The organism is Actinoplanes derwentensis, assembly GCF_900104725.1.
In the GTDB taxonomy this organism is placed as follows: domain Bacteria; phylum Actinomycetota; class Actinomycetes; order Mycobacteriales; family Micromonosporaceae; genus Actinoplanes; species Actinoplanes derwentensis.
On record NZ_LT629758.1, the window covers coordinates 5,843,775 to 5,863,817 of the forward strand.

Genomic DNA, 20,043 nt, shown 5'->3' on the forward strand with positions numbered 1-20,043 from the left:
AATTTTGGGACGGAAACTAGACTTTTAGGCCTAAAACTACTTGCGACTGGGTATCCAGTGAGCAATTTTAGGTTGGACGAATTGTGACCTGTGAAGTATGCGGCCATCAGGCGCAAGTGTTATCGGCGAATACCGATCACCAGCCGAACGCTGTGCGGATATGCGGCTGGTGCTACGCGGTGACAGATGGACAGTGGTCGCCGGAATACGCGAGATGGGAGCAGCGATGGGAACTGGCCGACATGGACAACGGCTGGGAGGACCAACCCCTGCACGTGTACGGCTTCTTCAACACGACACTTGTGTGGCATTTCCGGGGACAAAGTAACCACGTCACCGCACAAATGGACTCCCGAGTGGGCGAATGCTTGTCAAGCCTGCAAGGACGCCGCCGTCGCCATCGACAAGCGCTGGCCACTGGATCGACGCGAGCCGCGTCCGATCCGGGCCGGGTTCGACCCTCTGGTGGATGACGGTCCGCCGTTCTGATCGAAGTTGTGGCCGAAACGCAGGTTCGGGTGCCATCCGCTTGGCGGATGGCACCCGAACATCGGCGAATCCTTGGCCGCGCCGCTTGTACCGTGCCAGAACACGCACGACGGCGCTCTCGGAACGCAAGACGGCGGCCACGGCGGCTGAGAGCCGAGCATGACCGCCGCCTCACGGGTTGTTCCCGAGATGTGCCCAAGATCAGATCAGCGAGTAAACCCGCTGGTCAGTGCCTTGGTCAGCGTCAGACGTTGTAGTACATCTCGAACTCGTGCGGGGTCGGGCGGAGCCGGACCGGGTCGATCTCGTTGGAGCGCTTGTAGTCGATCCACGTGGAGATCAGGTCGTCGGTGAAGACGCCGCCGGCCGTGAGGAAGTCGTTGTCGGCTTCCAGGGAGTTCAGCACCGCGTCCAGGGAGCCGGGGACCTGCTTGACGCTGCCCCACTCCTCCGGCGGCAGGTCGTACAGGTCCTTGTCGATCGGGGCCGGCGGCTCGATCTTGTTCTTGATGCCGTCGAGGCCAGCCATCATCTGGGCCGAGAACGCCAGGTACGGGTTCGACGACGGGTCCGGCACGCGGAACTCGATGCGCTTGGCCTTCGGGTTGCTGCCGGTGACCGGGATGCGGGTGCAGGCGGACCGGTTGCGCTGCGAGTAGACCAGGTTGACCGGGGCCTCGTAGCCGGGAACCAGGCGCCGGTACGAGTTGACGGTCGGGTTGGTGAACGCGAGCAGCGACGGCGCGTGGTGCAGGAGGCCGCCGATGTACCAGCGGGCCATGTCGGACAGGCCGGCGTAACCAGTCTCGTCGTAGAACAGCGGCTCGCCGTTCAGCCAGAGGCTCTGGTGGGTGTGCATGCCGGAGCCGTTGTCCCCGAAGAGCGGCTTCGGCATGAACGTCGCGGTCTTGCGGTGCTCCCAGGCGGTGTTCTTGATGATGTACTTGAACAGCTGCATCTGGTCGCCGGCGTGCAGCAGGGTCGAGAACTTGTAGTTGATCTCGGCCTGGCCCGCGGTGCCGACCTCATGGTGCGACCGCTCGACGGTGAAGCCGGTGTCGATGAGGCGGCGGACCATGGCGTCACGCAGGTCGCTGTAGTGGTCGACCGGCGAGACCGGGAAGTAACCACCCTTGTAGGCGGTCTTGAAACCCTTGTTGCCGCCCTCTTCCTCGCGGCCCGAGTTCCAGGCGCCCTCGATCGAGTCGATGTAGTAGAACGATTGGTGGGCGGAGGTCTCGTGGCGGATCGAGTCGAAGATGTAGAACTCGGCCTCGGCCCCGAAGTAGGCGGTGTCGGCGATGCCGCTGGCGGCCAGGTAGGCCTCGGCCTTCTTGGCGACGTTCCGCGGGTCACGCGAGTAGGCCTCGCGGGTGAACGGGTCGTGGATGAAGAAGTTGAGCGCAAGGGTCTTCTGAATGCGGAACGGGTCCACGAAGGCGGTGGCGACGTCCGGCAGCAGCATCATGTCGGATTCGTGGATGGCCTGGAAGCCGCGGATCGAGGACCCGTCGAAGGCGAGGCCGTCGGTCACCACACTGTCGTCGAACGACTCGACCGGGATGTTGAAGTGCTGCATCACACCCGGGAGGTCACAGAATCGTACGTCGACGAACTTGACGTCCTCGTCTTTGAGGTATCGCAGGAGTTCCTCGGGATTGGCGAACACACGTCCTCCTGGCACAGTTTTCCGATACCGGGCGGCATGAGCCGCCACCTGGCAAGGCTTGTCGCGACGTTATGACCCTGGAGTTGCTCCAGCGTATCCCCGCTGTTTCCGCCGTGTTACGCAGCGCTCGGAGCAGGTGCGGCGAGAGCGTCAACCGGACCCCCGGACCATATCGCGTACGCTCGTCATCCGTGGCTGCTTCAACGAAGGCGGAGACGAACACCGAACCGAACGCCGAACCGGCCGGGCTCGGTCCCCGGCTCGGCGCCCTGGTGCTCGACTGGGTGCTCTGCCTGCTGATCGCGAGTCTCTACGCCAGCCCGTTCGAGAAATCGTGGCCGGCGGTTCTGGTGCTGATCCTCGCCAACACGTTCTTCCTCGGCCTGTTCGGACAGACGCCGGGCATGCGGTTGCTGCGGGTGCGCTGTGACTCCTATCCGGACGGTGGCGTCATCGGCCCGGCCCGCGGCCTGTTCCGGGCGCTGCTGCTGTCCCTCTTCATCCCGGCGATCATCCTGAACAGCGAGGGCCGGGGCCTGCACGACCGCCTCGCCGGCTCGATCGTCGTGACAGTCCCCCGGCCGTGACCGGCCTACTCGTCCGGGCGTGAATTTCGGCCGGTCACCACGCCACCGCCCGGGGTTCGTACTCCGAAGGCCTGTTCGCCGGTGATCGGCTCGTGCTCCTCCCGCACCGGGATCGGATCACCGCCGCCACGACGCCGGCCCAGTTCCGGCGCGACCGTTCCGGGCGTCTCCGACCGGGCCGCCGCCGGGCTGCGCAGACCCCACGGCCCACCGGCCGGCCTGGACCGCTCGGGCGCGCCGACGACAGCGTCCCCGGCCGGCCGGCGAGCCTCTTCAGCACCGAACAGGTCGGACCAGGCCGCACCGGGGCGTTCCCGGCGTTCCGGGCGCCACGGCGGCGGCGCGGCGGGTGAGACGGGCCGGTTCAGCACCGGCGGCGCGGTTCCCCCGGGTCGCTGGGTGGTGGGTTGCGGTCGCACCTCCGCCGCACTGCCGGGCCGTGTGCCACGATCTTCAACCGGGTTCTTGAGTACGGGTGGAGCAGCGTTCGGACGACTGAACGTCTCCGGCCCGGCCGGCGCCCCGGGAACCCGGTCCGGCACTCCCGCCCTGGTACCCGGCCGATAGACGGGCTGCCCGGACGACGACGGCGGCATGACTCCGGGCTGCCCGGTCTGCGGCGGAACGACACCGGTCCCGGACCGTCCACCCGGCGTGTCACCAGTACCGGAGAAGCCTCCCGGCGGCGTGATCCCCGTACCGGAACGTCCAGCCGGCGGGGTACCCGCTCCGGTGGCCCGGCGATCTCCGGGACGACCGGTGGGCAGCGGCGGAACCACTCCCGGCGTGGTCCGCACCGGAACCGGCGTGGTGCGCCCGGGTCGTCCGGCCGGCGGCGGAATGGCACCCGGCGGAGTGCCGCCCGGTGTGGTGCGGCCCGGCCGCCCGGCAGGTCCGGGACGTGCGCTGATCGGCGGGATGACGGTAGGTGTAGGCCGTGCGCCACCGGGGACGACGGTGGGCGTGGGCCGCGCGCCCCCGACGGGTGTGGGTCGCACGCCGCCCGGCGGCACGGTGGGTGCGGGCCGCCCGATCTGGCGTCCACCGGTCGGCGGCACGATCGGTGTGGTCTGGCCGGACGGCCGGCGGATCGTCCGTCCCGGCAGTCCACCGGGCGGCACCACGACCGGGCCACGTCCGCCCGGGCGGACGACCTGTGGAGGCAGCGTCGGCCGTACCACCGGGGGAATGATCGTGGTGCCTCCCGGCGGTGTCCCGGGAGCCGGAACCGGCGCACCCGGCGGAAGTGTCCCCGGCGGCAGGGCACCGGGCGGCAACGCGCCCGGCGGCGGCGTGCCGGGCGGGATGACGGCGGGCGGCACGGTGCCGGGCGGCAGACCACCCGGTTGCGGCAGACCGGCACCCGGCGGAAGGGTTCCGGGCGGCGTCACACCGGGCGGCAGGACTCCCGGCGGTACGACTCCGGGCTGCTGTGGGAGCGGCAGTGAAATCCCCGGCGGCAGCAGCCCGGCCGGCGGGTTCTGCCCCGGCAGGAGCCCTTGCGGCGGCTGGTTGCCGACCGGCGAGGGCAGCGGCCCCGGCCCCGCCTGACCCCCCGGACCGCCGGTGCCGGGAATCCCACCGGGATCGCTGAGCACCGCGTTCAACGGCTGGACCGGCGGGCCGACCCCGCTGGACACCACCGCGATGTAGTCGAAGAACTGGTCCCCGTAGTGCTGGGCGAGGCGCTGCGCCTCGATCCGGTACTTCTCCCGGACCAGCCCCTGGTCCTCGTCGATCTTCTCCAGGGCGGCGGCGTTCCAGCTCACTCCCTCGCTGACGAAGGCGCCGAGGTTCTCCAGGAAGCCGACCTCCCGCGTCTGCTTCAGCTCCTGCTCGTAGTCGCGTAGCAGCAGTTCCATCTGGTGCCGCGCCTCGGTCGACACGGTCACCAGGTGGCGCAGCGCGATCACGTTCTTCTGTGCGGCCTCCATCCACACGTCCAGGTAGGCGAGGGTCTCGCCGGGCCCCAGCCGCAGGAACGTGTCGCGGGCGGCCGGTGACTGCCAGCTCTCGTCGCGCAGCACGGTGCTCTGCCGGAACACGACGTCGCGCACGTCGGCGAGGAACGCCCAGGCGTTCTGCCACTGGTCGGCCAGTGCCGCCATCTGTTCCGGGTGCAGGTTCCGGATCCGCTGGGAGATCTGTTCGACGGTGGCCGGGTTACCCGGTCCGGGCGGTGCCGAGAACGGCAGGGTCGACGGCGGGTAGCTGCCGTAATGGGTCTGGCCGCTGTACGGGCTGTACCCGTAGTTGGGGTCGGCGGTGGCGCCGAAGTAGTCAGGCATCGGATCACCCGTTCACTCGGTAGCGGTCGGCGATCGGGGCGGGCGTGGCCGGCTGCCCGTCGGTACGGATTCCGGTGATCACCCGGTTCGTCTCGACGAGGTCGCCCTTGTCGTCGCGTTCGGAGGTGACGGTGACCTGTTCACGGGTCACCGAGTCGGTGATCTCGATGGTCCGCTGGACGGCCTGCCCGGAGGCGTCACGGATCTCGGTGCTGCGGCCGACGGTGTCCGTTCCCTCGTACCGCTCCCGGGTCTCGGTCGTCCCGGTCTTGTTGCCGTCGGCACCGAACGTCTCCTGGACGGTGATCCGCACGTCGTCGGTCTGTTCGGTCGAGGTGCGGGTGGTGACCGAGGAGTCCGTCTCGCCGCTCGCGCGGTAGATCGTGGTGGTGGTCGTGACCGGTCCGCCGGGCGGAACGAACGTCAGGATCTCGCGGCGTTCCCCGTTCGGCCCGGCCGCCGTCTCCAGGGTCTGGTAGGCGGAGATCCGGGCCGCCGAGGTGGGCTCCCAGTCGGTGCTGGTCGCGGCCGGTACCGGCGGCCCGACTGCCGTCCGCAGATCCTGGGCCGTGGCGCCGACGTTGTCCGCCAGTCCCCGCGGGCGCGGGGCCGTCTTGTCGCCGTACGCGAACAGGACGTCGTTCAGGGAAGCCGCGGAGAGGGCGTCGCCGGTGCCGTAACTGTTCGCCACGACCCGGGCCGCGTTGCCGATGTTGCCGACCGACTCGGCGAGCTTCTGCAGGTAGACGGTGAGTTCGCCGGCGTTGGCCACCAGCCGGGCCCGGACCGCGTCCGCCTCACCGAGCACCTCGCCGTCGAACGCCTCGCCGGGCATCTGCCCGAGCGGGAGCAGGTAGGCGGTGCGGGAGGCGATGTCCTGCTGCTGGTTCGTCATGACGGTCGCGTAGTCGCGCAGCCCGTCGAGGTCGACGTCGACCGCCGGACCGCCGCCGAGCCACGGCGCGCCGGTGTTCCTCGCCGTCTGGTCCGCGTAGGGATTGTCCGCGACCATCACGCCTCCCCATTGATCAAAATGTTTCCGGATAACACAGGGGAGTACACCCGCGACACGGATCGGGTTCGACAAGATTCTTTTTAAATGCTTCGAACCAGCGCCGTACGACCGGTGTACGGATAGGCATAACCACCGGCACGGGCCGGACCAGAGAATCGGGGAGTGACATCGTGGCAGGAACGCCGGGCATGGGTCAGGTCCATGCCACTCAGGAACAGCTCACCTCGATGGCCGGCCGTTGCGCCGACACCGGGCAGAACATCTCGCGTGGCATGAACCAGCTGCTCGGCCAGATCCAAGGCCTGAGCGGCGGCGCCTTCGCCGGAACCGCGAACAACGCGCTCCAGGACGTCTCCATCCAGCTCAACGACGGTCTCTCGAAGATCATGCAGGCGCTGGACGAGCTCGGCGGCAAGATGTCGGCCGCCTCGCAGACCTACGGCGTCAACGACGAAGAGGCCGCCCAGACCATCCGTGGTGCCGCCGCCGGTGGCGACAGCGCCGTCATCAACGCCCTCCGCGGCTGACCGGGAACGGGGAGAACACCATGAACATCACTTACAACTTCGGCCAGATCGCTGACGTCTCGTCCTCGATCAACAGCTTCCAGGGCCAGATGGACCAGCAGCTCAACGACCTGTACACCGCGTTCTCCCAGCTCTTCGCCCAGGACTGGACCGGCGCCGCCGGCACCGCCTGCGACGAGGCCCGGCAGAAGTGGAACCAGGGCGCCACCGAGATCAAGCAGGCTCTGGCCACCGTCGGCGTGAAGCTCGGGGCGTCCGCCGAGCGGATGCAGCAGGTCGACGCGCAAATCGCCTCGAACATGTGACCACACAACGGAACGAGCCGCCGGTTCTCGACCGGCGGCTCTATTTCCAGGAGTGCGTAATGGCTTCATGGCTTTTCATATCCGTACTGGCCGCGTCTTTAATGGTGTCCGCTCCGGCTTTTGCGGCGCCCGGGCAGAACTGTGCCGAACCCGGCCGGGCGCAGATAACCGGATCTTATGCGCGGGTCATGCTCCAGGCCGACGAGATCAATGCCATCGAGAACGGCGGCGGTACGACGGTGGCCGTTCTCGCCACCGGAGTCGACGCCGGCCAGCCGCAACTCGGCAACCGGGTCCTCGACGGCGCCGACGTGCTCGCGAACGCGGGCCGGGCAGGCGACGACTGCACCGGCCTCGGCACCCAGGTCGCCGGAGTGATCAGCGGCCAGCGCGGCGGCGGCGACAACGACGTGGCCGGCCTCAGCCCCGGCTCCCGCATCCTGCCGGTCCGGGTGATGCCCGACGATCCCGCCGGTTCCGAACCCACTCCCGGCTCCCTGGCCCGAGGCATCGACACGGCGGTCCAGAACGGCGCCGACGTGATCGTGGTGGCCGCGCCGGTCCGCACCGACCAGGCGATCCTCGAATCAGCAGTGGCCGACGCCGTGGCCCGAGGCGTGATCATCGTCGCCGCGGTGGGCGAACGCGCCCGCGACGAACAAGCCGACGCGGGCGGCGAGACGCCGTACCCCGCCGGGTATCGCGATGTCATCGGCGTCGGCGCGATCGACCGGGCCGGCCAGGTCCCGGCCACGTCCCGTTCCGGCGACTTCGTCGACCTGGTGGCGCCCGGAGTGGCCGTCCCCGCCCTGCAGACCGGCCGCGGCCTGGTCGAGGTGGACGGCACCGCCGTGGCCGCCGGTTTCGTAGCCGCGTCGGCCGCCCTACTCCGAGCCCGCCGCCCCGACTTGACCGTCACCGAGGTCACCGACCTGCTCCGGGCCACCGCGAGCCCCACCGCGTTCGGCACCGGCGTGGTGAACCCGTACGCCGCCTTGACCGCCCGGACTGTCGACGCGAAGACCCGGCAGCTACCGGCGTTGAAGCCCGCCCCGCTACCCGACCAGACCGCCGAGGCCCACCGCCGAACAGTGGCCCTAACTAGCGCCCTCCTGGCCGCGATCCTGGTACTGGCCCTCCTGCTGACAGCCGCAGCCTTACGCCGAAGCCGCCGCCGGCAGTGGCGCCCGGCCCTGGCCCCACACCTCCACGCCCGCCCCGAGCCACTGGAACCGGGCCCGCCGGTGATGCTCCTCGACCCGGCAGTTCCTCAGCGGTGACGGACCACTGGCGACCGATGGCGCACAGGCCTTCGGGGGTCTGCCAGGTGAGTGCGGGGAATGCTGGAAGCAGGCCGACGACCGCGTTCATCAGGCGTGCGGCCATCGGCGGCCGTAGCCGTGTCACCTCGGGTCGCCGGGAACCATGCGGTGGATCATCGCAGCACCCCAGCCCGTTGATCAGGAGCGTCTGCCCAGCAGGCCGGCGGCTCGCCACAGGCGGTCGGCTCGGCGGGTGGCCTCCGGCACGGCAGCCGCGCCGCCGGGCAGGAAGGCGGTGATCAGCCGACTCATCGGTAGCAGCGCCGGGTTCTCCCGCGGGGGCCCGCCGGGGACGACCACACCCAGGTAGGGGCGGCGCAGGGTGCGCGGAGCGATCACCGACAGGATGCGCCGCAGGTGACTGCGATGGGAGACGATCGCCACCGGCCGCTCGTCGCCGAACCAGAGGTCGGACCGGAGCAGGTTGGTCACCGTGTCGACCGATCGGCGTTCGACCCGGATGGACGCGGGGTCGGCTCCGGTCTCCACCAGCCAGGCGCGCATCAGGTCGGCTTCGGGAACGCCCTGGTAGGAGCACCCGTCGATGCTCTGCGGCGCTCCTGTGTGGTCGGCCGGGGATTTGTAGCCGGAGCAGACGATCAGGCCACGGTTCAGGGACCGGTGCAGGGCCAGCGCGGTCCGGCAGCGGTCGACTCCGCCGGAGGTCAGGGCGGTGGCGTCGGCGTCGCGGCCGTAACCGGGGATCAGGACGTGTGTGACGTCGGCCAGCGTCAGCCCCGGGGTTCCGGGCAGCACCTCGAACTCCACGAGATCAGTCTGACAGCCGGGGACCCGTGCCGGAGTGCCCGGGCGGCAAGATGGGAGGTGTGGAGATCGGGGTGCTCGGGCCGGTTGAGGTTCGAGGGGATGACGGGGCGCTTCGGCCGGTGGCGGGAGTGCGGCTGCGTACCCTCGTGGTCCTGCTCGCTCTGGACGCCGGCCGTGAGGTGACCGCCGACCGGTTGATCGACGGCATCTGGGGTGTGCGGGCGGCCGCGAACGCACTGCAGGCGCTGATGTCCCGGCTGCGGCGGACCGGGCTGACCGTGGAGGCCACCCGGAGCGGTTATCGCCTGGTGCTGGATCCGGAGCGGGTCGACGCGCACCGGTTCGCCGGGGATCCGGGGCGGTACCTGCATCTGTGGCGTGGTGATCTGGAGTTCCCGGCGGTCGCGGAGCCGGAGGCGGTCCGGTTGCGCGGGTTGCGGCTGGCGGCACAGCGGTCGGCTCTGACCGGGAACGTTCCGGAGCTGGAGGCGCTGGTCACGGCGCATCCGCTGGACGAACCGCTGGCCGCGCTGCTGATCCGGGCGCTCCGGGACGACGGTAACCGCGGGGGCGCGCTGGAGGTTTTCGAACAGACCCGGCGGCGTCTCGCGGATCAGCTGGGTGTGGATCCGTCGGCCGAGTTGTCCGGACTGCATCGGGAGCTGCTTCAGGAGCGGCGGGGCAATCTTCCGGTCGAGGTGAGCAGTTTCATCGGTGACGTGAGCACCGTGGACGTTTTGGTGAAGAGTCACCGGCTGGTCACGTTGACCGGTCCGGGTGGCAGCGGCAAGACGCGGCTGTCGGTCGAGGTCGGCGCCCGGCTGCCGGGTGAGGTGTGGCTGGTGGAGCTGGCTTCGGTGCGGGATCCGGCCGAGGTTGCGCAGGCGGTCCTGACCACGTTGGGTCTGCGCGGTCAGGGGGTGCCGCTGACCCGGCTGCGGGAGGCTCTGTCCGGCCGGGAGATGCTGCTGATCCTGGACAACTGCGAGCATGTGATCGGGGCGGCCGCCGAGGTCGCCGACGTGCTGCTGCGGGCCGCGCCGGGGCTGCGGGTGCTGGCCACCAGCCGGGAGCCGCTGGGCATCGTGGGTGAGCGGCTGTTCCCGGTGGAGCCTCTCGAACTGCCTCCACCGGGTGCGGGGCCGGAGAGCGCGGCGCGGGCTCCGGCGGTCCGGTTGCTGCTGGAGCGGGCTTCCGGTTTCACCCTGACAAGCGACAACACCACTGCGGTGGTACGGGTGTGCCGAGCCCTCGACGGCATCCCGCTCGCCATCGAGCTGGCGGCGGCTCGGCTCCGGACGCTGCCGGTGGCTGTTCTCGCCGACCGCCTGACCGACCGGTTCCGGCTGCTGACCGGCGGCAGCCGTACCGCGCTCCCCCGGCATCGGACGCTGCGCGCGGTGGTCGACTGGAGCTGGGATCTGCTGTCCGAACCGGAACGGCGGCTGTGGCGGCGGTTGTCGGCGCTGCCGGGTGGTGCCGAGGTGGCCACGGCCGAGCAGGTGTGCGGTGCCGACCCGGACCTGCTGGGCATGCTTGTCGACAAGTCGCTGCTGGGGCTGGGTGTGGACGGCCGGTACCGGATGCTGGAGTCGATCCGCGAGTACGGCCTGGAGCGCCTGGCCGAGGCCGGTGAGACCGAGTCGATGCGCCGCACTCTGGCCGCCCATCTGATCGCGCTGGCGGCCGAGGCCGAACCGCATCTGCGCCGGGCCGACCAGTTGATCTGGCTGGACCGGCTGGGCCGGGAGCACGACAACCTGCACGCGGCCGTCCGGGACGCGATCACCGCGGGCGACCGGGGGAACGCGGCCACGCTGGTGGCGAACCTGGGCTGGTACTGGTGGCTGAACGGGCACCGGACCGAAGGCACCCGGCTGTGTGTGGAGGTGCTCGCGATGACCGGGCCCACCGACCGGGCCGACCTCGCGCTGGTGCACGCGTTCACCGCGCTCAACGGGGTAGAGGGCCCGATGGGCTTCGACGAGGTGAAGTGCTATTTCCGGGAGGCCGAACGGCTCGCTGTGGGGGTGTCGGCCCGGCATCCGGGGTTGCGCATGCTCACCCCGTTGGCGGCCATCTATTCGGGTTCGCCGATGCTGTCGCGGGGTGTGTTCGGCGGTGCGGAGGACCTGGCCGACGATCCGGACCCGTGGTTGCGGGCCATCTCCCGGATGCTGATCGGGCAGGTCCGGCTGAATCTGGGGGAACCCGCGGAGGTCGCCGAGGAGGATCTACGGTTCGCGCTGGCCGGTTTCCGGGCGGTCGGGGATCGCTGGGGCATCGGGTTCACGCTCAGTTCGCTGGCCGATCTGACGGCCGCGCGCGGCGAGCTGCGGCAGGCGCTGGTGTGGCAGCGGGAGGCGCTGGCCCTGCTGGAGGTGGTGGGCATGCGGGAGGATCTGCCGCAGCTCGCCGTCAAGATGGCCCATCAGGTGTGGCTCAGTGGCGAGCACGAGGAGGCGCATCGGCTGCTCGAACGCGCCCGTGAGTACGCCCGGGACGTCGGCGCGCCCGAGGTGATGGCGTCGGTGCACCACTGTCACGCCGTGATCGCCCTGGCCGAGGGGGATCTGGACGCGGCCCGTGAGTTCAACGCGCTGGCGGTCCGGCTGATCGAGAACTCGACGTTCGCACCGCAGTTCCGGGCGATGGCGCACAGTACCGGCGCGCTGATCGAGGGGGCCGCCGGTGACCTGGCGACGGCCCGGCGGAAGCACCGGACGGCGATCCGGCTGGCGGCGAGCGCGCAGGACTCCCCGGTGATCGCGCAGGTGCTGGCCGGGATCGCGGATCTGGCGCTGAGGGAGGGCGATCCGGGGCGGGCGGCCCGGCTGCTGGGTGCCGCGGACTCGGTGCGCGGTTCCCTGGACCGGACGGTGGAGCAGGCGGAACGGACCGGCCGCGAAGCCCGCGCCGCACTGGGCGACGCGGGCTTCGAGACGGCCTACCGACGGGGTGCCGGGGTCACCATGGCGACGGCGCTGGCCGCCAGTGGGCTAGATCCGGCGCCGGAACGCCCAGACCGACAGTGGGGCGAAGACGACCAGGGAGCCGGCGCCCCACAGCAGTGACTGGATCACCGGACCGGCGACCGGACCGCCGCTGAGCAGGCCGCGGGCCGCGTCGGCGAGGATGCTTGTCGGGTTGACGTCGGCGAACGCCCGGAGCCAGCCCGGCATGGTGTCGACGGGCACGAACGCCCCGCTGGCGAAGGTGATCGGGAACAGCAGCACGAACCCGAAGATCTGCACCTTCTCCGGGGAGCTGACCAGCATCGCCACCAGCACCGACATCCAGGAGACGGCGAAACCGAAACCGAGCAGCAGGGCGAACGCGGCGAGCACCTGGACCGGGCCGGTCCCGATCCGGAACCCGAGCACCATGCCGAGGCCGAGGAGCAGGGCGACCGCCCAGGCCTGTTTGATCACGTCGGCGACGATCCGGCCGGCGAGTGGCGAGAACCGGGCGATCGGCAGGGACCGGAGCCGGTCGAAGACTCCTTTACTGATGTCGGTGTTCAGGCCGACGCCGGTGTTGAGGGTGGCGAAGAGCAGGTTCTGCACGATGATGCCGGGCAGCGCGTAGGTCAGGTACTGGCCGGGACTGTCCGCGATGGCCCCGCCGAAGACGTAGGTGAAGAGCAGCAGGAACATGATCGGCTGCACGCTGAAGTCGAACAGTTCGAACGGGTTGTGCTTGATCTGGACCAGGGTCCGCCAGGCCAGCGTGGCGGTGTTGCGGACGGCCGTCGTGGTCATGAGCGGGCTCCGGTCAGACTGAGGAAGACTTCGTCGAGGCTGGGGCTGCGCAGGGCCAGTTCGGCTACCACGAGGCCGTGTTCATCCAGTTCGCGGACCAGTTCGGCGAGCGCTCCGGGGTCACTGACCGGGGCGGTGACGAGTTCGCCGCGCACGTCGACCGGGCCGATGGCGACCCGGGCCACCGCCGCGCGTACCCGGTCCAGTTCGTCGGTGAAGGCCGGTCGCACGGTCACCGTCTGGGCTCCGGTCTGTGCCTTCAGCGAGGCGGGGGTGCCGGTGGCGATGACCCGGCCGTGGTCGATCACCACGATCTCGTGGGCGAGCTGGTCGGCCTCGTCCAGGTACTGGGTGGTGAGCAGCACGGTGGTGCCGCCGGTGACCAGGGTGCGGATGACGTCCCATACTTCGTTGCGGCTGCGCGGGTCCAGGCCGGTGGTGGGTTCGTCGAGGTAGAGCACCTGCGGGTCGCCGACCAGGCTGGCGGCCAGGTCGAGGCGGCGGCGCATGCCTCCGGAGTACTTTCCGGCGGCTCGGCTCGCGGCGTCGGTCAGTTCGAAGCGTTCCAGCAGTTCAGCGGCCCGAGCGCGGGCGTCGCGGCGGGACAGGCCGAGCAGCCGGCCGATCATCAGCAGGTTCTCGGTGCCGTTCAGGGTCTCGTCGACCGACGCGTACTGGCCGGTCAGCCCGATCAGTCTGCGGACCTCGTGCGGGTTGCGGACCACGTCGTGGCCGCCGACCCGGGCGTGCCCGGAGTCGGGGCGGATCAGGGTGGCCAGGACCCGGACGGCGGTGGTCTTCCCGGCGCCGTTCGGGCCGAGCAGTCCGAGCACGGTGCCCGGTCGCACGGCCAGGTCGACGCCGTCGAGAGCGGTGGTGTCGCCGAAGCGTTTCCCTAGCCCTTCGGCGCGGATGGCATAGGTGGTGTCCATGCCGGACACGGTGCCCGGCGGGGCTGATACGGCGCTGACACGAGGGCCGGCGCCGTATCAGCGGATGTCAGAGCAGCCGGCCGAGGTCCAGGAAGACGGTCTCGCCGGTGGCGTCGTCGATGCCGTCGTTGTCGGTGACCGCGTAGGTGCGCCCGTCACCGGCGACCGCGAGGCCTTCGACCTTGTCCTGCGTCCAGCCACGGTCCGCCGTCAGCAGCGGCAGAAGATCCTTGACCAGCTTCTTCCGTACGATCGGAGTACCGGTCCCGCTCTTCGGGGCGTCGAAGATGTAGACCTTCTTGATCGCGGCAAGGGTGCCCCGCTGGTTGTCCCGCTCGATGACGGCGAAGGTGTCGGCGTCGACCGCGACCAGCTCGGAGAGCCCGGTCCAGCCGGTGGGTGCGGTGTCGAGCGGGTAGAGCAGCCACGACCAGGTCTTGCTGACCGTGTCGTAGCGGCCGATCCGGGCGGTGTTGACCGGGTCGCCCTTGATGGCGCGCTGGACGGCCACCCACACGCCGGTGCCGTTCTCAGCCACGCCCTCCAGACCGTTGCTGGTGATCGCCGAGGCCACTTCGGACGGCAGGGCGATCTCCTCCTCGACTTCGGCGCGCTTGTTCAGGCGTACCAGCAAGTCGGGCTTTTTGCCCGCACCGGTGCCCTCGACGGCCAGCCAGTAGCCGCCTGCCTTGCGCACCACCAACCCCTCGGCGTCGTAGCCGACCGGCTTGCCGTCCTTGGTGACGGTGATCTGCGAGTCGATCACGCCGCTGGTGGTGAGGCCGAGGATGCGGGTCGGCGAGTAGACCGAGTCGGTGACGGTGGCCAGCCGGTCGCGGCGGCCGGGGACCGCGGCGAGTGCCGACAGCGCGCCCCACGGGATGTCGTTCACCGAGACCGGGTGCTCGGCGCGCGGTTTGCCGAACCCGAAGAGCTGGATGCCGCCGCGGATGCCGATCGACGGGTCCTCCTCCTCGCTGGAGACGACGATCAGGTTGCGCGACGGGACCACGACGACACCCTCGGGCGCGTTGGTGGTCGGCAGGAGCCGGGTGAACCGCGGTCTGCGCGGGTTCGACACGTCGTAGACCGCGGTGAAGTTGCCGCGTTCGGAGTTCACGAAGACGTACGGCACCCGGTTGAGCACGGCGAACGCGACGTTCTCCACTTCGATGCCCTTGGCGTCGGAGCGTTTGTCCGGGTACTGGCCGTGGGCGACGGCGAGGCGTTCCAGGGTGTTGCCGGCGTCCCAGACGACCTTGCCGGTCTTCTTGTCGAAGATCGACCAGCCGCGGGAGCCGCCCTCGTAGTCGCCCTCGTTGGCGGTGGCGAACAGGTCGTCGCTGATCCAGGCGACGCCGTCCGGCTCGCGCTTGGCGGTGATCGTGCCGGTCAGTTCGATCTCGTCGTCGTCGAGCGTGTCGACCTTCGTCAGCGTCACCGATCCCGCGTCGATGCTCTTCTTGATCTTGCGGGTCGGGAGGTCGACGACCACGACGTGGTTGTTCTCCTGCAGCGAGACGACCGCCTCGTCACGGGAGTTGATGCTGACGTACTCCGGCTCGGGATCGGTCGGCGCCACGGTGGACAATTCGGACAGATCTACTTTTTTCACGATCCACGTGCGGGTGTCGATCACGGCGAGGTAGCCCGCCGGGCCCTGCGGGATCGCGCCGTCGTCGACGTCCTCGTCCCGCTCGTTCTCGATGGCGACGGCGATGTAACGACCGCTCGGCGCGACGGCGACCGAGTCCGGTTGCCCGCCGAGGTCGATCTCGCGGACGGTCGCGCGGGATGCGGCGTCGATCACGACCAGCTTGCCGGACGGCGACGTGAAACTCGCCGAGGTGTTCACCCCGGCGAGCAGCAGCCGGCCCAGGTGCGCCACCGACGTCGGCTCGCCGCCGACCGCGAGAGTGCCCGATGGCTTCGGCGCCGTCGGGTTCGTGATGTCGACGAAACCGAGGCGTCTGCCGGGGCTGTCGGTGTAGACGACGGTGCGGCCGTCCTCGGTGACCGTGGAGATCTCGGCAGCGGCGGTGTCGCCGATCGACGAGTTCAGGTAGGCCGGGAAGGTGGCGAGCCGGCGGAACTCCGGGGTGCGGCCGTGGGCGGCCGCCGCGGTGGGCACGGCGCCGGCCGCGGCCAGGACCACGACGGAGACGACCGCCGAGGTGGAACGGCGTAGAGACATGCACTCTGCCTACGCGATGATCTTGTCCGTCTCGTGGACCGCAGACGAACGGCGAGTGCCCAGAGGTGTCCAGATCAGCAGAGCCAGGCTGAACCAGACATAGAGGTTCGAGCCGAACACCGCCAGCGGCGGCCGCGGGCCGGTCTCCCACAGCCAGGTGGCGTGCGAGGTCATCAGCACGTAGGCGGACGCGCCCAGCCAGAACCGTGGCCGGTCGGTGTCGAACAGTTTCAGGCAGAGGATCAGCGCCGGGATCAACCAGACACAGTGGTGGATCCAGGTGACCGGGCTGAGCAGACAGCCCAGCACGCCGGTCAGGGCCAGGCCACCGGCCACGTCGGCGGGGGTGCGGGCCACCCGCCACGCCCAGAACCCGAGCACGGCCAGCGCGCAGAGCAGCCACAACGTCGACTCGACCGTGTCGAACGGGCCTCGGGCCAGGGCGCCGCGCAGCGACTGGTTGGACAGGAACGACAGCACGCCGACCCGGTTGGTGTCCCACAGTGCCGACGTCCAGAACACCCGGGACTGGTCCGGGAAGATCGCCCCGGCCAGCAGGGTCACCGCCGTCGCCGCCCCGATCGAGGTGAACAGGGCCCGCCAGCGCCGGGTGACCAGCAGGTAGATGATGAAGACGCCGGGGGTCAGTTTGATCGCGGTGGCCAGGCCGATGCCGATGCCGGCCCACTTACGGTCCGTCCCGACGCCGAACAGCATGTCGAACGCGACGACGGCCAGCAGCAGCGTGTTGACTTGTCCGAAAGTGATCGTCTCGCGGACCGGTTCGAAGGCGAGGGCGAAACAGACCGCGACCGCCAGCGGGAACCATCCGGTCCAGCCCCTGCCCCGCAGGTACGACCCGGCCAGCCAGTGCACCAGCAGGGCCACCGTGACCACGGTGCCGATCGTCGCGAACGTCACCACCAGCGGCAACGGCAGCCACGCCATCGGGGCCATCACCAGACCGGCGAACGGCGGGTAGGTGAAGCCGTACGGAGTCCCCGGGCGCAGCCAGTCGTAGACCATGCCGCCGTCACGGAACCAGTACTGGACCGCCCCGTAGTAGACCTTCGAGTCGAAGAACTCGTTACGAAGCCCGCTGACCACGATCAGGGCCACCGCCACCGAGAACAAGCCGAAGACCGTTGCGATTCGTTTCATAGAACACTTTCCACGTCAGGTAGCCCACGAGCGCGGTCATCACGATCGCGCCCTGCGCCTTCGTCGCGAGGGCCAGGTTGTAACCGTCCGGCAGGCACAGGACAGCGGCCACGGTGACCGGCACCAGCAGCCACTTGGTGTCGTTCTTCGAGGTCACGGCCAGGACCGCGAGCGGCCACAGGGCGTACCAGGGATGGAAGACCGGGGCCAGCACCACGGTCGCGGTCAGGGCCAGGGCCGCGTTGCGCAGAGCGTCACCCCGCCGCAGCGCGCGCACTCCGAGCAGCACCAGCACCCCGGCCAGCAGGATCATCCCGAGCACCCGGGTCACCGGGACCGCGTGCGGCACCCCCAGCATCTGCAGGGTCATCCCGACCGCCGTCGAGGGTGCGGTCCACTGCACCGACACCCCGCTGCCGGTCAGGCCGGTGATCCAGCCCAGCCCGAGCCCCGAACCGAGCGAGACCGCCACCAGGGCCAGCACCGCCCCTCCCCCCGACCGGACGATCCGGTTGATCCGGCCCGGGATCAGCAGCAGCACGAACGGCAGCACCACGATCGCGGTCGCTTTCACCCCCACCGCGAGACCCAGCAGCACCCCGGTGGTCAGCGCCCGCTCACTGGTCGCCGCCACCATGCCGCCGAGGATCAGCGCGATCATCACGGCCTCGTTGTGAGCGCCCGAGATCAGATGCACCGGCACCAGCGGGCAGGCCAGGAACAGCCAGGTCGCCCGCTCCGGCACCAGAGCCACCCGGCGGGCCAGCACCGGCAGGCACACGGCGATCGCCACCACTCCGAGCACCGCGATCAGGCGGAGCAGCACGACGGTTGCGATCAGCGAGCCGCCGAGCTTGGCGGCCACCGCCGCCAGTACCAGGAAGACCGGACCGTAGGGGGCCGGGGAGGTGCGCCAGGTGGGCGCGACCGCGTCGCTCCAGGGACACCCCAGAAGATCAACGCCGCCGTCGTACGGGTTGAGCCCCGCCGCCTGCTGCCAGCCCTGACACGCGTACGAATACACGTCATAGCTGCCCAGCGGCAACGACACCAGCAACGGCAGCGACCACAGCCCCGCCGTCACCCACACCCACCGCACCGACGGCGGATTCCGGCGGCCCCACCACCAGGCGACGATCAGTAGTACGGTGCCGAACAGCCAGCAGAGCGGCAGCAGCACCCCGTCCTGCCCGGCGAGAATGGTGCGCGGCGTCACCGTGGGTTCCCACGGATCGGTCGCTCCACCGAGCCAGGACGCGCCGGTGAGGAAGAGACTTCCTGCCAGCCCCGTGTATCGGACGACAGACGGACGGGGCATGCCGCAGACCCTACCGTGACAGGCTGCTACCGCTGACGTACCGGTAGGGTCGTCCGGATGTGGGCGCGGCACCGGCTGGAGTGGAGCACCGCGCTGACGGCGGCGGCGCTCGGCGTGCTCTACCTGCTGCTGCCGCCGATGGGTTCGGACCTGGCCGCCCAGGTCGCCCGGACCGGGTTCTTCACCGGGCACGGTTTCACCCCGGTCGACCTGCGGTGGTATTCCGGGATCGAACAGTTCGGCTACAGCCTGATCGCGCAGCCGGTGATGGCTCTGCTCGGCGTCCGGGTCGCCGGCGTGCTGACCCTGGTGGCCGGGCCGGTGCTGCTGACGACGCTGCTCCGCCGCACCGGCGCCGCGCGCCCCGCGCTGGGCGCGGTCCTCGGGACGGTCACCTTCGCGGGAAACCTGATCAGCGGACGGGTGACGTACGGCCTGGGCGTCTGTCTCGGCCTGGCCGCCCTGCTCACCCTGACTTTCCTGGCCGCCCGCACTCCCGCCCCTCCTTCTCCCCGGGTCCGGGGGCTCGTGGCGGCCGGGGCGGTTCTCGCCGCGTTCCTCACCGGCGCGGCCAGCCCGGTCGCCGGGCTCTTCCTCGGCCTGGCCGGGGTCGCGCTGCTGCTGTCGGGCCACTACCGGGCGGGCCTGCTGGTGGCGGTGCCGGCCGCCGTGCCACTCGCGCTGACGTCCCTGCTCTTCGGCGACGGCGGATGGATGAACATCAGCCGCACCGACACCACCCAGGCCGTGCTGACCGGACTGGTGGTGGCCGCCCTGGTCCCGGTGCGACCGATCCGGATCGGCGCCCTGATCTCCTGCGCCGGAGTCCTGGCCGCCGCCCTGATCCACACCCCGGTCGGCCTGAACGCGACCCGCCTCGCGGTGATGTTCGGCCTGCCGATCCTGGCCGCCTACGCGGAACTCCCCCGCCGCTGCCCCGGATGGGCCGTCTATCCGCTGGTGGCGGTCATGGTGTGGTGGCAGCCGCCGGTGGTGATCAGTGACGTGCGGGACGTCGGGAATCCCTCCGCCGATCCGGCCTACTTCCAGCCACTGCTGGACCGGCTGGCCGAAGAGCCACTGACCGGCCGGGTGGAGATCCCACCGACCCGGTCCTATTGGGAGGCGGCCTCACTGGGCGAGATCCCCCTGGCCAGGGGCTGGCTGCGACAGGCCGACATCGACCGGAACCCACTGTTCTTCACCACGGTCCCCGGCGCGTCCGGAACCGGCGTCGAGCTGACCGCCGACAGCTACCGGGCGTGGTTGGACGAGCAGGCGGTGCAGTTCGTAGCCGTACCGGATGTGGAGATCTCCTGGTCCGGGCGAACCGAGGCGCAGATGGTCACGGCCGGGCTGCCGTATCTGTCGCTGATCTGGTCCAGCGAACACTGGCGTCTCTACGCGGTGGCCGCACCCCGGCCGATCGTCGCCGCCCCCGCCACCCTGGTCCGCCAGGATGCCGCGACGATCGTCCTGGACGCCCCCGCCGCCGGGGAGATCCCCGTCCGGGTGCGCCACCACCGCTGGCTCACCGTCTCCGGCGGAGCGACCGTGACAGCCGACGGCGCGTGGACCCGGATCCGGGTCCCGGCGGCCGGCCGCTACACATTGACCAGTGACGTGACCCTTGCGGTCCGGAGATAGCGCCGTGAACAGTCGGCAGTTGCCCGTCCTTCCCCAGGTGCTGTGCCCTTCCGCAGGGTT

General features: G+C 70.2%; 15 protein-coding genes. 6 read left to right on the top strand and 9 right to left on the bottom strand.

What is annotated here, in order from left to right:
• Window positions 1-733: 733 nt before the first annotated feature.
• On the bottom strand, window positions 734-2,158 hold the full coding sequence (gene glnA / locus BLU81_RS25695; protein WP_092547019.1) for a type I glutamate--ammonia ligase: 1,425 nt from the start codon (window positions 2,156-2,158) through the stop codon (window positions 734-736).
• Window positions 2,159-2,349: 191 nt separating this feature from the next.
• Between glnA and BLU81_RS25700 the strand changes: the two genes are divergently transcribed.
• Window positions 2,350-2,745, top strand: coding sequence for an RDD family protein (locus BLU81_RS25700; RefSeq protein WP_231953505.1), 396 nt, complete (start codon window positions 2,350-2,352; stop codon window positions 2,743-2,745).
• Window positions 2,746-2,750: 5 nt separating this feature from the next.
• Here BLU81_RS25700 and BLU81_RS25705 read toward each other — a convergent pair whose 3' ends face one another.
• Together BLU81_RS25705 and BLU81_RS25710 are read right to left on the bottom strand one after the other, a co-directional pair.
• Complete coding sequence (locus BLU81_RS25705; RefSeq protein ID WP_092547021.1) at window positions 2,751-5,033, bottom strand: hypothetical protein; 2,283 nt, start codon at window positions 5,031-5,033, stop codon at window positions 2,751-2,753.
• A 4-nt stretch (window positions 5,034-5,037) separates the two neighbouring features.
• The gene (locus BLU81_RS25710) at window positions 5,038-6,045 is read right to left on the bottom strand and encodes a hypothetical protein (protein ID WP_092547022.1); all 1,008 of its coding nucleotides are present in this window, start codon (window positions 6,043-6,045) and stop codon (window positions 5,038-5,040) included.
• Between the two features lie 173 nt (window positions 6,046-6,218).
• Here BLU81_RS25710 and BLU81_RS25715 point away from each other — a divergent pair, with 173 nt between their 5' ends.
• The 3 genes from BLU81_RS25715 to BLU81_RS25725 are packed head-to-tail and all read left to right on the top strand — an operon-like array spanning window position 6,219 to window position 8,160.
• The gene (locus BLU81_RS25715; protein ID WP_231953506.1) at window positions 6,219-6,575 is read left to right on the top strand and encodes a WXG100 family type VII secretion target; all 357 of its coding nucleotides are present in this window, start codon (window positions 6,219-6,221) and stop codon (window positions 6,573-6,575) included.
• A 20-nt stretch (window positions 6,576-6,595) separates the two neighbouring features.
• Window positions 6,596-6,880 carry a WXG100 family type VII secretion target gene (locus tag BLU81_RS25720; RefSeq protein ID WP_092547024.1) on the top strand — a complete coding sequence of 95 codons (285 nt, stop codon included), beginning with the start codon at window positions 6,596-6,598 and terminating at the stop codon, window positions 6,878-6,880.
• A complete protein-coding gene (locus BLU81_RS25725) occupies window positions 6,877-8,160 on the top strand; it encodes a S8 family serine peptidase (RefSeq protein ID WP_092547025.1) in 1,284 nt (427 codons plus the stop codon). Before BLU81_RS25720 ends, BLU81_RS25725 begins: the two co-directional genes overlap by 4 nt.
• 180 nt (window positions 8,161-8,340) lie before the next feature.
• Here BLU81_RS25725 and BLU81_RS25730 read toward each other — a convergent pair whose 3' ends face one another.
• The gene (locus tag BLU81_RS25730; protein ID WP_092547026.1) at window positions 8,341-8,970 is read right to left on the bottom strand and encodes a YdcF family protein; all 630 of its coding nucleotides are present in this window, start codon (window positions 8,968-8,970) and stop codon (window positions 8,341-8,343) included.
• A gap of 128 nt (window positions 8,971-9,098) precedes the next feature.
• Between BLU81_RS25730 and BLU81_RS25735 the strand changes: the two genes are divergently transcribed.
• Complete coding sequence (locus BLU81_RS25735; RefSeq protein WP_231953507.1) at window positions 9,099-12,044, top strand: ATP-binding protein; 2,946 nt, start codon at window positions 9,099-9,101, stop codon at window positions 12,042-12,044.
• Here the strand turns inward: BLU81_RS25735 and BLU81_RS25740 are convergent.
• The 5 genes from BLU81_RS25740 to mptB form a co-directional block, all read right to left on the bottom strand.
• Window positions 11,970-12,731 (bottom strand): ABC transporter permease, encoded by a 762-nt coding sequence (locus BLU81_RS25740; protein WP_092547027.1) that lies wholly within the window; start codon window positions 12,729-12,731, stop codon window positions 11,970-11,972. The genes BLU81_RS25735 and BLU81_RS25740 overlap by 75 nt on opposite strands.
• On the bottom strand, window positions 12,728-13,663 hold the full coding sequence (locus tag BLU81_RS25745; protein ID WP_092547028.1) for an ATP-binding cassette domain-containing protein: 936 nt from the start codon (window positions 13,661-13,663) through the stop codon (window positions 12,728-12,730). The genes BLU81_RS25740 and BLU81_RS25745 overlap by 4 nt, the downstream gene beginning before the upstream one ends.
• A gap of 67 nt (window positions 13,664-13,730) precedes the next feature.
• The gene (locus BLU81_RS25750; protein WP_092547029.1) at window positions 13,731-15,857 is read right to left on the bottom strand and encodes an esterase-like activity of phytase family protein; all 2,127 of its coding nucleotides are present in this window, start codon (window positions 15,855-15,857) and stop codon (window positions 13,731-13,733) included.
• Between the two features lie 9 nt (window positions 15,858-15,866).
• On the bottom strand, window positions 15,867-17,018 hold the full coding sequence (locus BLU81_RS25755; protein ID WP_092547030.1) for a glycosyltransferase 87 family protein: 1,152 nt from the start codon (window positions 17,016-17,018) through the stop codon (window positions 15,867-15,869).
• Window positions 16,945-18,336 (bottom strand): polyprenol phosphomannose-dependent alpha 1,6 mannosyltransferase MptB, encoded by a 1,392-nt coding sequence (mptB, locus tag BLU81_RS25760; protein ID WP_092547031.1) that lies wholly within the window; start codon window positions 18,334-18,336, stop codon window positions 16,945-16,947. Before mptB ends, BLU81_RS25755 begins: the two co-directional genes overlap by 74 nt.
• A gap of 57 nt (window positions 18,337-18,393) precedes the next feature.
• Here mptB and BLU81_RS25765 point away from each other — a divergent pair, with 57 nt between their 5' ends.
• Window positions 18,394-19,983: a hypothetical protein gene (locus BLU81_RS25765; protein ID WP_092547032.1), complete on the top strand. Its 1,590-nt coding sequence runs from the start codon at window positions 18,394-18,396 to the stop codon at window positions 19,981-19,983.
• Window positions 19,984-20,043: the final 60 nt, after the last annotated feature.